The 14374-nt window shown below is 37.9% G+C and carries 13 protein-coding genes; 3 read left to right on the top strand and 10 right to left on the bottom strand.

Going from position 1 to position 14374, the window contains the following annotated elements:
- Nucleotides 1–34: 34 nt before the first annotated feature.
- The 7 genes from aroE to NSA47_RS10780 form a co-directional block, all read right to left on the bottom strand.
- A complete protein-coding gene (aroE, locus tag NSA47_RS10750) occupies nucleotides 35–844 on the bottom strand; it encodes a shikimate dehydrogenase (protein ID WP_257531854.1) in 810 nt (269 codons plus the stop codon).
- Between the two features lie 39 nt (nucleotides 845–883).
- On the bottom strand, nucleotides 884–1147 hold the full coding sequence (locus tag NSA47_RS10755; protein ID WP_257531856.1) for a chorismate mutase: 264 nt from the start codon (nucleotides 1145–1147) through the stop codon (nucleotides 884–886).
- Nucleotides 1135–2235: a chorismate synthase gene (gene aroC, locus NSA47_RS10760; protein ID WP_257531858.1), complete on the bottom strand. Its 1101-nt coding sequence runs from the start codon at nucleotides 2233–2235 to the stop codon at nucleotides 1135–1137. The genes NSA47_RS10755 and aroC overlap by 13 nt, the downstream gene beginning before the upstream one ends.
- Nucleotides 2216–3514 carry a 3-phosphoshikimate 1-carboxyvinyltransferase gene (aroA, locus tag NSA47_RS10765; RefSeq protein WP_257531860.1) on the bottom strand — a complete coding sequence of 433 codons (1299 nt, stop codon included), beginning with the start codon at nucleotides 3512–3514 and terminating at the stop codon, nucleotides 2216–2218. The genes aroC and aroA overlap by 20 nt, the downstream gene beginning before the upstream one ends.
- The gene (gene aroB, locus NSA47_RS10770) at nucleotides 3501–4577 is read right to left on the bottom strand and encodes a 3-dehydroquinate synthase (RefSeq protein WP_257531863.1); all 1077 of its coding nucleotides are present in this window, start codon (nucleotides 4575–4577) and stop codon (nucleotides 3501–3503) included. The genes aroA and aroB overlap by 14 nt, the downstream gene beginning before the upstream one ends.
- 38 nt (nucleotides 4578–4615) lie before the next feature.
- Nucleotides 4616–5629 (bottom strand): 3-deoxy-7-phosphoheptulonate synthase, encoded by a 1014-nt coding sequence (gene aroF, locus NSA47_RS10775; RefSeq protein ID WP_257531865.1) that lies wholly within the window; start codon nucleotides 5627–5629, stop codon nucleotides 4616–4618.
- Between the two features lie 72 nt (nucleotides 5630–5701).
- On the bottom strand, nucleotides 5702–6442 hold the full coding sequence (locus tag NSA47_RS10780) for a SagB/ThcOx family dehydrogenase (RefSeq protein ID WP_257531867.1): 741 nt from the start codon (nucleotides 6440–6442) through the stop codon (nucleotides 5702–5704).
- A gap of 224 nt (nucleotides 6443–6666) precedes the next feature.
- On the opposite strand from NSA47_RS10780, the gene NSA47_RS10785 reads away from it, so the two are divergent.
- Nucleotides 6667–7107 carry a DUF2935 domain-containing protein gene (locus NSA47_RS10785; RefSeq protein ID WP_257531869.1) on the top strand — a complete coding sequence of 147 codons (441 nt, stop codon included), beginning with the start codon at nucleotides 6667–6669 and terminating at the stop codon, nucleotides 7105–7107.
- 151 nt (nucleotides 7108–7258) lie between these two features.
- Nucleotides 7259–9058 carry a heme NO-binding domain-containing protein gene (locus NSA47_RS10790; RefSeq protein WP_257531871.1) on the top strand — a complete coding sequence of 600 codons (1800 nt, stop codon included), beginning with the start codon at nucleotides 7259–7261 and terminating at the stop codon, nucleotides 9056–9058.
- Nucleotides 9059–9103: 45 nt separating this feature from the next.
- Here the strand turns inward: NSA47_RS10790 and NSA47_RS10795 are convergent, their stop codons facing one another.
- A complete protein-coding gene (locus NSA47_RS10795; RefSeq protein WP_257531873.1) occupies nucleotides 9104–9511 on the bottom strand; it encodes a hypothetical protein in 408 nt (135 codons plus the stop codon).
- 594 nt (nucleotides 9512–10105) lie between these two features.
- Between NSA47_RS10795 and NSA47_RS10800 the strand changes: the two genes are divergently transcribed.
- A complete protein-coding gene (locus NSA47_RS10800; RefSeq protein WP_257531875.1) occupies nucleotides 10106–11689 on the top strand; it encodes a methyl-accepting chemotaxis protein in 1584 nt (527 codons plus the stop codon).
- 46 nt (nucleotides 11690–11735) lie between these two features.
- Here the strand turns inward: NSA47_RS10800 and NSA47_RS10805 are convergent, their stop codons facing one another.
- Complete coding sequence (locus NSA47_RS10805) at nucleotides 11736–12437, bottom strand: LiaF domain-containing protein (protein ID WP_257531877.1); 702 nt, start codon at nucleotides 12435–12437, stop codon at nucleotides 11736–11738.
- A gap of 134 nt (nucleotides 12438–12571) precedes the next feature.
- On the bottom strand, nucleotides 12572–14374 hold the full coding sequence (locus NSA47_RS10810) for an ABC transporter ATP-binding protein (protein ID WP_257531879.1): 1803 nt from the start codon (nucleotides 14372–14374) through the stop codon (nucleotides 12572–12574).

Genomic DNA, 14374 nt, shown 5'->3' on the forward strand with positions numbered 1-14374 from the left:
TACAGCTATTTTTTTTCTTACACAATATTTTTTCTTATTTCTTAAAAATTTTTTTATGAATAGCTTCCATGAACTCTTCAGAAAAGAGGGTATTATTCCATATTTCTTGGGCTTTTATAGCTTGGCCCACTAGCATGGTGGATCCATTTATTCCCTGTATCCCAATTTCCCTTGCCTGTTTTAGAAGTAGGGTTTCTGGGGGATTATAGATCAAATCTATGATCCAGGAAAAATTTGAAAGCACCCTTTTCCTTACCGGGCATTCCTGGATATAAGGGTACATTCCTAAGGGCGTACAGTTGATGAGGATGTCTTTTTGTTCTAGGAAGGGTAGTTCTCTATAGTCCACAATTTCCAGGTCATTATAGGTTGCCCTTGCTTTATTTTTATCTCTGCTGACAAGGGTTATTCCGCCTACATCCTCATCCTTAAGATATTGTATGACTGCTTTGGACACTCCTCCTGAACCTAAAATTACCGTCTTTTTATTTTTCACCTCTACTCCATAGTGGCTAAGCATCATTCCAAATCCATGATAATCGGTGTTGTAGCCCATGATCTTGTCCTTTTCTATATGTAAGGTATTTACTGCCCCTATTTTTCTGGCTTCCGATGAGAGCTCATCAAGGTATTTCATTATTTCTACTTTATAGGGAATGGTGACATTGACACCCTTTATTCCCAGGGCCTCTAAGCCTAAAATAGCATCCCTTAGATTGGACTTTTCAATTTCAAAGAGATGGTAATGGGCAGAGATATTTAGTTTTTGAAATATTTCGGCATGAATAGCAGGGGAAAGGCTATGGCTTAGTTTTTCTCCCATTAATCCGTAAAGCTGCTTCATGGGGGTTCTCCTCTCTTTTGAAAAATCTCTCTTCAAAACCTATGAAAAATTTTGTTTCTCTTTGCTGATCTTCATCAAAGAGATAAAAAATTTCTTTAAGGGTTCCTGTAGACTCTTATCTTGTAGATAGGTGCTATTTTTTGCTAGCACCATTTCCTCTCTATGGGTGTTTAAAATGGGAAGGTTGTTTTTTTGTTTATATTGGCCCACTTTATCCACGATTTTCATTCGTTCCTCAAAGAGTATGGTCATTTTCCTATCTATTTCATCTATTTCAGCCCTTAATTGCTCTAACTCATCCATGATCTCCCCTCCCTTTCTATGATAAGATCTAGAAGTCCCAATGCACCTACTGCTTCTACTACAGGAACGGCCCTAGGCAGAATACAGGGGTCATGGCGACCGATAATTTCTAGATCTATGTTTTCCATTTTTTCTATATCAATAGTCCTTTGCCTTTGACCTATGGAGGGGGTGGGCTTGAAGGCGGTGTTGAAGATAATGGGCATACCGGTGGTGATGCCCCCTAGGATTCCTCCATTATGATTAGCTAGAGTTTTTATTTGTCCTTCTTCTACCCTATATTCATCCTTACCTTGGGAGCCCTTCATTGTGGAGAGATCAAACCCACTGCCAAACTCCACTCCCTTTACTGCGGGTATGGAAAATAGCATATGGGCCAATCGGCTTTCCACTGAGTCAAAGAAGGGCGAGCCCAGACCAGCTGGGATATTGATCATCGCGGTCTCTATTACCCCCCCTACCGAATCCAGATCATTTTTTGCCTCTAGGATAGCCTCTTTCATTTTTTGTTCCTGGGCATTCTTTAATATAGGAAAGTCTTTATCCTTTAAGCTTTCTAGCTGTTCTGATTGAATATGGATTTTATTAAATTGTTCATCTTGTATATTATAAATGCTTTTGATATGACTACCTATATGAATATCTCTTATCTTAAGCAGTTGTTGAGCAATGGCTCCTGCTAGAACCAAGGGGGCTGTGAGGCGACCAGAAAAATGTCCCCCTCCTCTATAGTCGTTAAAGCCATGGTATTTTACATATCCAGGATAGTCTCCATGGCCAGGTCGGGGGATATTTTTTTGTTTTGTATAATCCCTGGAGTATTGATCCTGATTGGCTATGACAAAGGTCATAGGAGTGCCGGTGGTTTTATCCTTAAAATAACCGCTGAGTATTTCAAATTGATCTTTTTCCTGTCTTTGGGTGGACAATTTGTTTTGGCCCGGGGCTCTTCTTTGGAGCTGCCTATGGATAAAATCCTTATCCAAGGTAATGCCTGGTGGTACACCCTCTAAGACAATCCCTATGGCTTTACCATGGGATTCTCCAAATATAGTCAATTTTAAGTAATTACCCCATGTTGCACTCATGAATTTCTCCTCCTAGTTTTTCAAAGTCCCTCCAAAAATAGGGGTAGGATTTGGTTACAGCTTCACTATTGGTCATGATCACCGGTTCTTTGCACTTTATGGAGGCTATGGCTAAGGCCATGGCGATTCGATGATCATTCCAGCTATCTACTTCTCCCCCCTGTAGATTCTCTCTTCCCTGAATAATCAATCCATCAGGTAGCTCCTCTACTTGTGCCCCCAATTTATTTAGTTCGGTAGAAATGGCCTTTAGTCGATCAGATTCTTTTATCCGTAGTCTTTGGGCATTGATTATTCTAGTGTTGCCCTGGCTTAGGGAAGCCAATACCGCAAGAATAGGGACGAGATCGGGACAGTGGGCGGCATCTATGGTTATGCCCTTGGTCAAGGAAGGCTTTGCTAAAATAGTCTGAGCCCTTTGGGAAATATCCCCTCCCATCTGCTTAAGAATATTCACAATCACTCTGTCCCCCTGTAAAGATTGGGGATTTAAGTGGGTGCTTTGTATCTCCCCTCCTAAAGTCCCTGCCACCAACCAAAAAGCTCCTTGAGAAAAATCTCCTTCTATGGAGTAATCTTTGGCTTTATATTGTTGATTACCCTTTATGATAAACTTTTGATGGTTCTGATTTTCTATATCTAGAGAGAATTTTTCTAAAGTGTCTAGGGTTAAGTCTATATATCCTTTGGATTCTAAGGGAGTAGTAAGGATGATGGTAGAATCCCCATCTAAGAGGGGTAGGGCAAATAATAAACCGGTGATAAATTGGGAGCTAATATCCCCCCTTAGGGAGTATATTCCTGGCTGAAGTGTTCCTTGTATTGTGAGGGGCAATCCTCCTTGGGTTGTACGATATTGAATATTTTGTTGTTGAAATATTTCATAATAGGGCTCTAAGGGCCTTTGCCCTAGTTTCCCTTGTCCAATAAATCTTATTTTTTCCCCTGTTAGGGCGGCTAGAGGAATAAGAAAGCGCAGGGTTGAGCCAGACTCCCTGCAATTAATTTCCTTATGTATTGCCCTAGGATAGGATTGTCCCTTCACTGTGATGGGTTGTATATCCTTGTTATTTTGCTCTTTTTCCCAGTCTATTTTTACACCTAAGGACTCCAATGCCTTACAGGTGGCTAGGATGTCTTGGGAAGGTAGGATATTTCCTAGAATGCTTTTTCCCTGGCTTAGACCGGCACAGATCAAGGCCCTATGGCTCAGACTTTTAGAGGGGGGAATAGCGATGGTTCCCGCCAAAGCTTTTGGTAGAATTTTAATCTTTTTCAATGAAAACCATCCTTTCTATTTCCTCTGGACTAAACTTCTGAATAAACCCATTCCCTAGCTTCTCTAATAAAACGATGTTTATATATTGTCCTCGGTTTTTTTTGTCCAAGCCTATGGTTTTTATCAAATCTTCCCTATCTATTTTAGGCATCTTATGGGGAAGATGATATTTTTTTAGAAGTTGTTTAATCCCTTCTGCCGTTCCTTTTTGCGTAATACATTGCTCTTCACTTTTTTTGGTAATATTATACATTCCTAAAGCTACTGCTTCTCCATGGGTAAATTTTTCATAATGGAAGTATTTTTCTATGGCATGTCCTAGGGTATGGCCAAAGTTTAGGAGCATTCTCTCTTCTGCGTCTTTTTCGTCTTTTTCTACGATATGACTTTTGATCTTACAACAGGTATAAATAATATCTTCTATATTTTGAAAGAGTTGTTCCTCATTAGGAAAGGCGAGTAGTTGGTGAAAAAGTTCCTTATCCTTTATACACCCATATTTAATGATCTCTGCTAGACCATCGCGAAAGTATCTTTTGTCTAGGGTGGTCAGTAATTGGGGGTCTATATATACCTCCTGGGGATGATAAAAGCTTCCAATGAGATTTTTTCCCCGGGGGAGATTTATGGCCACTTTCCCTCCAATGCTACTATCTATTTGGGCCAACAAAGAAGTTGGGATATGTATAAGGGGAATTCCTCTTAAATAAGTGGCAGCTGCCATACCCCCCACATCACCCACTACTCCCCCTCCTAGGGTGAGAAGGATATCTCCTCGGGTGATCTGAAAGTCCAAAAGTTTTTCATAGATTTCCTCTAGTGTTCTTATGGATTTACTCTGTTCCCCTGGAGGTATAGAAATTAGTTGGGTTTTAAAACCATTACTTTTCAGCTCTTCCTCTAATTTTCTACCATATAATTTTTCTACATTTTCATCGGTAATAAGGGCTAATCTTTTGCTGGGATATTTTTCTTTGAATCTATTAGGAATCTCCTCTAACAATCCTTTTTTTAAATATATGGGATAGGGTTGTTGGGGGAGACTTACTTTTAACTTTTTCATTTCTATCCATCCTTTATAGAACAGCCCAGGGGCTGCTCCTACAATCTTCTATTATCTATCTTGGCTATTGCTCTTAAAGAGTCTATGAGGGGAGTGAGTCTTTCAGGTTTTATGGATTGTTGTCCGTCGCATTTCGCATTGGCGGGGTCATTGTGTACTTCGATGATCAGTCCGTCTGCTCCTGCGGCAATAGCAGCCTTGGCCATAGGTTCTACTAGCCACCACAATCCCGTGGCGTGGCTAGGGTCTACAATGACAGGCAGATGACTCATTTTCTTTAATATCGGTACTGCACTAAGGTCTAAGGTGCTTCGGGTATAGCCTTCAAAGGTTCTTATTCCTCTTTCACAGAGGATAACATTGGGATTGCCCTCTGCTAGAATATATTCTGCTGACATTAAAAATTCTTCCAAAGTAGCGGCTAGTCCTCTCTTTAATAAAACAGGCTTACGGGTTCTTCCCACTTCCTTTAAAAGGTCAAAATTTTGCATGTTTCTTGCCCCTATTTGGATAATGTCCACATCCTCTATAAACTTTTCTATCCAACGGGGAGACATCAATTCTGAGACAATAGGCAAGCCTGTGCTTTCCCTAGCCTTTTTTAATAACTCTAGTCCTTCTTCTCCCATTCCTTGAAAGCTATAGGGGGATGTTCTAGGTTTAAAGGCGCCCCCTCTTAAAAATCCCCCTCCAGCCCTCTTTACTTGCTTAGCAATGGAAAGGACCTGCTCCTGATTTTCTACTGAACAAGGGCCTGCTATAAGGGCTATTTCTTCTCCTCCTATAGCCTTATGGCCTACCTGAATGATAGAATTTTCCGGATGAAAAAGTCTATTCGCTTTTTTATAAGGTTCTTGAACATAGATGACCTTTTCCACACTTCTATTGCCCTGGATTATGCTAGCATCTATTTTACTGGTATCCCCCATGAGTCCTATGATTTTATGATTTTCACCCTGAAATTCATAGGTTTCACATCCTAGGCTAACCATCTTTTTCTTGATTTTTTCCATCCTATCCTGGGGAGTATCAGGTTTTAAAACAATAATCATAGGATTACTTCCTTTCTGATGAGTAGAAAAGGGTCATTGGATATGACCCTTTAATCTATCTTTTATCTCACTCTACTGCTTCTTTCCTACAGGAGCTAAATAAACAGTAAACTCTTCCTGACCATCTACCTGAATCAGTTCATCCATCTTTTCTTGATCATAGGATGCTACAGCACAGGTGCCCCAGCCTATGGATTGACAGGATAAATATAGATTTTGACAAACATGACCTGCATCTAAAAGAATGAGTTTAGGCGCAGCAACACTGTATCGCCATTCACATCGAGCAGGAAAACAGCTCCATATAAATACCACTGCAGCATTGGCAATAAATTTTTGTTCCTCCGCGGCCGCTGCCACCTTGTCTAAAAAATCTCCAGACTGGACCAATACCAATTGATGATCCTTATGTAGATATCGATATATTCCCTTCTCCAGTCCCTCTACCCTGTTAATGGCTAGATAGGTTTCAAAGGCATGTCTTGCTCCTCCCGAGGGTACCGGTCTAAAGGTAGCAAAGTTTCTTTTGCCCACGACTTTATCTACTCCTTGGGTTGCCCATAGTAAATAGGCCAGTTCCTCTAAGCTCATGGAATCTTCGGTATATTTTCTGAGACTCCTTCTCTCTTTAAAGCAGGAATAAATATCTCCATTTTGTATAACCTCACCATCTACCGGGGGTAAATCTATAATGCTAGCTTCCCCAGAGTAAGGCTTTTGCAAAGGAGGCTGGGGTAATCCCTTTCCCTGGTCTGTCTCACTGGACTCCACTTGGGGGAAATTAGACTTTAACACTTCTCTATTTATCTTCATTTTATCACCTTTCTTCCATTTGATTTTATCTCTACTTAATTATTCCCTATCTAGAGATTTTATATAAACTATAGTATATCCAATACCCTAAAAGTAGTCAAAGTGAAAGTTCAGGCTGTCTAAAAATAGGAAGTTTCTTATTCCTCCTTTGAAGGTACACCTTTTTCACTGTATACATACAATGAATTGAGTGTAGAAATATTACCAAATGGAGGAGAGTACAAATGCAATTTTGCTATGGAGATAAAAATTATATAAGAATTTTAGAAGAAGCTGAATTCTGGAAAACCCAAGAATCAGAGCATACAGTAGTTATTCGAGAAGTTGTTGAAAATTTAGAAAAGAAATACGTAGAGATATTAGAGGATTATCAAGCAACCCTTGGAGCCATGGAAGCCACGGTGGTGCAGTATATTGAGAGATTAGGGCGATCCAATTACATGCTCACCCCTAGGCTAATCCAAGAAATTAATCAATTGATAGAGGCCACTCTATGTCAAAGTCAAATGTTTGTAAATTTTTTAGCCTCTATGACTTTGGAAAGTACTGCGGTAAAGAGTAATCCAACTGCAGTTATCGTCGTTGCCCATATTATTCGAGAATCAGAATACTACATCGGGGTTGCCAAAGCTTATCTTAGTTATGTAAGCTATAGACTAGAATGAATCAAAAAATAGCCGATTAACAATAGGTGGAAGATGGTCTCATGTCTTTCACCTATTGTTGTTATAAATTCATTTATCCCGTTAGCTAATGGATGCAAGGGGGTAAAAGGTAGATAGAAAAAATATATAGATAGAAAGAGAGGTTTTTAATATGAAGGGAACGGTAGTAGCCACTTGGCTAAATACCTTAAAAAAACAATATGGCAACGAAGTTATAGGACAAGCTATGAATTTTGCAGGATGGCAAGAGGATAAGATTTTTTCGCCCTTGGAAAATGTGGATGATGGACAACTACAAAAGCTTATCCAACAGGTAGCAAAAATGAAAAACATCTCCACTGAAGCACTTTGGAAAATCATCGGTGAGGACAATATTAAATCCTTTTATAGGGATTTCCCTGCTTTTTTCCAGCAGGATAATCTTTATTCCTTTTTACAATCCCTTTTTGATATTCATGTGGTAATGACTAAAAAATTTCCTGGAGCAAAACCACCCTTGGTGAACATAGAGCCCCTTGGAAAAAATCAAGCTCTCTTTACCTATCAATCCCAAAGGGGAATGTTTGATTATTTACAGGGTCTTTTGCAAGGTTCCCAAGACTTTTTCGGTGAAAATCTACAAATAGAAGAACTAGAAAAAACCGATACCATGGTAAAGTATAGGCTCACCTTTGAAAAGGATATTTATTATAAAAAGCTCTTTAAAACCAATAAGGTATTGTCCTTTGGTTTTATCAAAAGTATTCCAGCTAAATTATCTTTTTCTTTATTGCTCCTCAATCTTTTGGTTTTTGTTCCAACTATAGGTCTTGACAAGCCTATACAGCTGGCAACTGCAGTAACTTTACCTGCTTTTTTTACTTTTTTGCTTTCTAGTCTTTTAATGAGTCCTCAAAGATCTATAACCAAAGAAGTGGAAAGAATGCTTAATAACCATTATATTGAAGATGGTGAAATCCTTACTGGAGATTATTATGAAGAGTTTTTCCAGCTTATCCAACAATATAAAAGAAAAGTGAGAGCAGACTTTGTAGGTTTTAAGGGGATTACCGATGAGATGGGGACCTTTGTGGTCAATGTCAATACCATCGCCAATGAAATGGATACGACCTCAGGGGAAATATCAGGAGTAGTGGAGCAATTGGCCGGCACTTCCCTTCATCAAGCTGAAAATACTGAAGATGTGGTGTCTATACTAAATAGTAATATTCAGGCCCTACAGGCAGTGGTAGAAAATGAAAATGCCAATAAAGATGAATTGGAAAAGGCCGTAGATAAAATTAGCAATAGCTATTCCTCCCTTGAAAATACCAGTCAAAACATTATGAATTCTTTGGAAAAATTCCAAGAAGTCAGGGATAGAGGCGTCGGCCTCCAAGACAAAGCCCAGGATATGACCAATATTGTCTCCATTGTTTCTAAAATTTCCAAGCAAACTAATTTATTGGCCCTAAACGCCTCCATTGAAGCAGCCAGCGCCGGAGAGGCAGGCAAAGGGTTTTCGGTAGTAGCCGAGGAAGTAAGAACCCTTGCGGAGCAAACTCAAAAAGCAGTAGAAGATATACATAGTCATCTAGGATATTTCGTAGGCGAAATTAAAAGAGTAGTAGAAAGTATAGAGCTACAATATTCTACCCTAGAACAGGAAAGAAACAGTCTAGAAAATGTTCGCCAGGGCAGTCATGAAGCAAATACTTCTATCCAAAGGGTAGCTTCTTCTATGATTGACACCATAAATGACCTAACCAAAGAAACAGACTCCATCGCCAGCATTTATGAAAACGTCGAATCCCTAGCTGCCATTGCCCAGGAAAACTCCGCTTCTTCCCAAGAAGTAAGCGCCAATGTTTCCTCCTATACCAATGAGATCAAAAAACTATTGGAAAACATGACAGAGTTTGAAAAAATAGCGGATTCCTTTAAAACAGAATTGGCTCAATATAAGATCTAAAAGAAAACAAGGGGACGGCTAGCCGTCCCCTTGTCCACTAAAGTACTAATAAAGATATAGCTCTTCAATGGTATATGCCCTGTATAAATTCAAAGGAAAAGCATTCTTTTTGAGTCTCATCATATAACTTTTCCCTGGCTGTATATCCTTCCAGATCTCACTAATCGTCATCTCTTTAGGATCTTTGGTCTCTTCAAAATAAAGGAGAAAAGTATAATTATCCCTTACTGAAATTTCCCGTTCTTGCTGTTCTTTTTTAATATTTTCTCTCCTTTGCTCATCCATTAATTCAAATTGTCCATCATAACAGTTTATATAATAGCTATGACCCTCTTTATACTTGTCAATGATATAAAACCAACCATAGTAAAGGTGGCTCACATTGCTGCTATATATAATCGCTATGATGAGTAGTATAATTGCACTAAAAATAATTAATCTTTTCTTTTTCATTTTACTTTAACATCCTTATACTACGACATTTTATTAAATACTTTTATATATGATAAATTATAAAATTAAGTCCAACACCTAAAAAGTATTTTTGTTAGCACTCTCTTTATATACTTCTTTAAGCAAATTTGAATCCCTTTAAGAAAATCATATAACTTTATGTAAAAATATCAGATTTTATGTAGAAAAATAGCCAATCTTCGTAATCTATTATTTTAATATAGATATATTATTCTAATATATCTGAGACTGTTAAAAAACTATATATATAAAGAAAAATACCTGATTTTGTCATTCTGAGCATAGCGAAGAATCTAGCATTTAAGCTGGTTTAAGATTCTTCATTCCGCTACGTTACATTCAGAATGACACAAAACAGGACTTTTTCAACAACCTATACTAGAACTATTCACCTACTTTAGAATCCATTATCCCATTAACAAATCTTATTTCTTCCATACAAAAATAAAAACTTTTCAGAATATATTTAACTTTATCATAATATGTCGATAAATCTATTTAATGGAACAAAGTTTAAATAATTAACACTCGGGGGAGTTCTTTATCCAATTTCAGTATAAGGGGGAAACGACTATGTCAAAGAGAAAAAAACATTTAGAAATCATTATGATTATCTTGGGAGGAATCCTTCTTGTAACCAGTTTTGTACCTATAGAAGGCATAAATTTTTGGATACAGGAATCCATAAGGCTACTTGGAATATTTCTTGTAGGATTTTGGGGTTGCCAGCTGATATGGAGAAGGAAATTAGCCTTTATTAAAAGTCGAACAAAAATCATCCAAGAAAAACAATATGAAAAGACTCTAGACAAATTTAACGTTAAAGATAGTATAAAAAGTTTCCATGATGTCACCGTTGATTTATTCCAAGAGTCCAAAAAGGCCTATCAAAGCACCTTAAAAACCAGTGTGGAAGTAGCTCAGTCCATAGAAAATCTAAATCATATTATCCATGATATGCAATCTGCCGCAAGTCAAATTTCCACCTCCACCGATGAACTGGCAGAGGGCTCAAATAATCAGCTAAAATCCTTAAATTCTATAGTAGAAGCCTTCTATGAAGTAAAAAATAATTTAAATACCATTAAAATATCCAGCGACTCTTCAGTCAGGGAAGCAGAGTCTTCCTATGAAAGTGCTAAAAATGGTAAGCAATACATAGAGGATACTTTAAAGGTTATGGATAAGATTAGTGATTTTTCCCAGGATCTTCAGGATGTTGTTTTAGAACTAGAAGAAAGAATTGGAAAAATCAATAGCTTTGTTGATACCATCACCTCCATATCCAATCACACAAAACTATTAGCTTTAAACTCTAGCATTGAAGCCGCTAGGGCAGGGGAACATGGAAAGGGCTTTGCGGTTGTAGCTAAAGAAGTAGGAGAACTGGCCTATAAATCCCAAGAAGCTTCTGATGATATCACAAAAATACTACAAGAGCTTATGAATAAATTAGCCCAATTAAAAGAATATGTAGAAAAGAACATCTCAGAAGTTAATGATGGAAAAAATAACGCAAGAATGACTGATGATATTCTCAAAGTCATAGAAAACAATGCCCAACAAACAAGAAATAGCATTAGACAAATAAGGGACAATTTTAAAGAGATACAAGAGAAGAATGAGAATATTCATGAGTCAGCCAATGACATTCAATCGGTATCTGAAGCCAATGCAGCCAGTAGTCAAGAACTAAATGCTATGCTGGAAGAAATCAATGCAGCCTTTAATAAAATTGCTGCCAATACTGGAGAGGTTAATGGTCTTTCTAGAGATTTACAAGAAAGCGCTGCTGCCAATGCCATGGAAAATTATATGTATCACAAAGCTTTAAATATCTTACAAGAAATTCAGCATAACCATGATGATCTTACTCATTTAAAGGATCTGGCTAAACATTACTGTGTAAGTGATATCTATGTTGTAAATATTACCGGTGAATTTATAGATTCTAGTGAAAAAAGTGCTATTGGATTAAATTCCTTTGAAATTGATCCTCTATCCAAGGAAGCATCCAAAACCAAGGAAAAATATATCGCTACTCCCATAAGAAGACGAGTAGAAGATAATGAAATGTACAAATTTTTACACTTGCCCTATGAGAATGGAAAGGTGCTAACGGTAGCTCTATCTATGGATTTGTTATTAAGTTTATAGAATATAATGATCAAAAAAGGAGACGGCTAGCCGTCCCCTTTTTTTCCTAATTTTTACTGACAATTTCAATTCCGCCTAATGCAACATTACATTGAATATTTACCACTTTAGTATTTCCTATTTGATCAGCCTGCAAGGATGAAACCAAGCCTCCTGTGGAGCGATCCAATAGATCCAATCCTCCCAAAACTACATTTCCTGTACAATGTACGGTGATATCCGAGGGTACAATAACATCTATTCCTCCCATAATGGCTGTTAGCTGTATATTGGTTTCCCCTTCGGCTATTTCTGCCCATCTGAGGTCTAACTCAATCCCTCCCATAATGGCGGTATAAGTATCGTTTTTTAATACCCATTTCGCTTTGCCCCTATCTACTCCTCCCATGAAAGCTAAATTATTTTTAGAGCCTGGCTTTATACTGGTGATTATGCTTATTCCCATAAATATGATCACCAATGGCCAGAATAAGTCCCAAAGAATGGAAAGATCAATAATAAACCATCCAAAATTACGACCTAATTGACTGACCCCCAGCAATAACAAGATAAGCCCCCCGACAGTACTTAACCAACCTTGCTTTCTAAACATCACATCTATCCCCCACAAAATTAATGCTAGGGGAATGAGCATTTTAAAAACATAATCAAAATCTATTGCTGCTAAACCAAGGTTCTCTAGTAATAAGGATATTCCAAAAATAATAATAATTAAACCAATTAACCATCTACCTTTAAAAATTCTCATATATGCACCTCCTTATTTCTTCACTGTATTATATTCTTTTTTTCCCTTTTATTTCCTTCTTTATCATTTTAAATAGATATCTTTTTTAATTCTCCCGGAAATAACACAAGGGAAACATCCTCCCGTGTTGTTTCTTAGCTGTCTTTAAATTGATTGGTATATAATCTATAATAATACCCACCTTTGTTTAATAATTCTTCATGATTGCCTTCTTCTACAATTTCACCCTTTTTTAACACGATAATCCTATCTGCAGAGCGGATGGTGGATAGGCGGTGGGCGATGATAAAGCTGGTTCTGCCCTCTAGCACCTTGTCTATGGCCTGTTGTATCATTTTTTCTGTTTCGGTATCAATGGAAGAAGTGGCTTCGTCTAGTACAAATATTTTAGGACTGGCTAAAATGGCTCGGGCAAAGGAAATGAGCTGTTTTTCTCCCATGGACAATCTGCTTCCCCCTTCCCCTACTTCTGAATGATATTGTTTCTCCATTTTCATGATAAAGGAATGGGCGTTAACCAACTTAGCCGCTTCTATAACCTCTTGATCTGTAGCTTCTAGTGCTCCATAGCGGATATTTTCCATGAGGGTACCGCTAAAGAGATGAGGGGTTTGTAAGACATAGCCTAGATTGGCCTGTAGCCAAAGTTGGGATCTTTCCCGATAGTCTACTCCATCTACCAATATTCTTCCTGCATTGGGTTGATAAAAACGGCAAGCCAAATTAATAATGGTGCTTTTTCCCGAACCGGTTTCCCCTACAAAGGCAACTTTTTCCCCGGCTTTTATATCTAAATTAAAATTCTCCAATACCTTTTCTCCCTCTTTATAGGAAAAGCTAACATTCTCAAAGGATATATCTCCTTTCATGTTGGGCCAATTTTCCTTTTTGGGTTCAAAGATATCTCCATAGATTTTTAGGATCTCTTCCTCATCTTGGATATCAGGTTGGGTCTCTATCATAGATAGTACCCGCTCAGCTGATGCTTGAGCCGACTGAAATTCGGCAAATATCCTGGCTAATTCCCTTATGGGTTCAAAAAACTGTACTGTGTAGGAGATAAAGGCCACTAAAGTACCATAGCCTATGGTTTGTAGCATGATCCCCTTCCCCCCAAAGGATATCGCCAAGGCAGTTCCAACACTTCCTAAGGTCATGACGATGGGAAGATAAATAGAGGAAAATATAGCTACTTTTACAGAGGAATGATACATTTTTGTAGTCAACCCCTTAAATTCCTCTAGATTACTCTCTTCCAATACCAAGGTTTTTGTGGTCTTGGCTCCCATAATTCCTTCATTAAAGGCTCCTGTTATTCTGGAGTTAGTCTTTCTGACCTTCCTAGAAGCCTGTAGGATTTTATTCTGAAAAAATACACTAATCACTACTAAAACCGGAATGACTGAAAGGACAATGAGAGCCAATTTCCAATTTAAAAACAACATAACCCCTGCAACGGCTCCCATCATGGTAAAGCCCCATACCAAATCCACTAATCCCCATGCAATGGAGTCCGCCAATCTTTGAATATCCGAGGTCATTCGGGCCATCATCCAACCAATGGGAGTAGTATCATAATAAGAAAAAGATAATTCCTGTAATCTTCTAAAGCCTCTTTCTCGTATATCATAGCAAAGTTTAGTTTCCACCTTTCCTGCCATAAGAATAAATATTCCGATACTTATACATTGAATAAGTACTAATAAGGCATATTTTATACCAAATAGGGGCAAACCTTCTACTGTCTTTGGTACAACAAACTGATCTATGGCCATCTTTGTCATCAAAGGGAAAATGGCATCTATACCCCCTACAATAATCATGACAAAACCTAAAATCATCATGTATTTTTTATAGGGTTTGGTATACTGTAGCAGTTTTTTCCATAATTGTAAATCTAATTTTTTGGTATACTCTTGTTCTTCAAAAGCATTCAT

Source organism: Irregularibacter muris (assembly GCF_024622505.1).
Classification (GTDB): Bacteria; Bacillota; Clostridia; order Eubacteriales; family Garciellaceae; genus Irregularibacter; species Irregularibacter muris.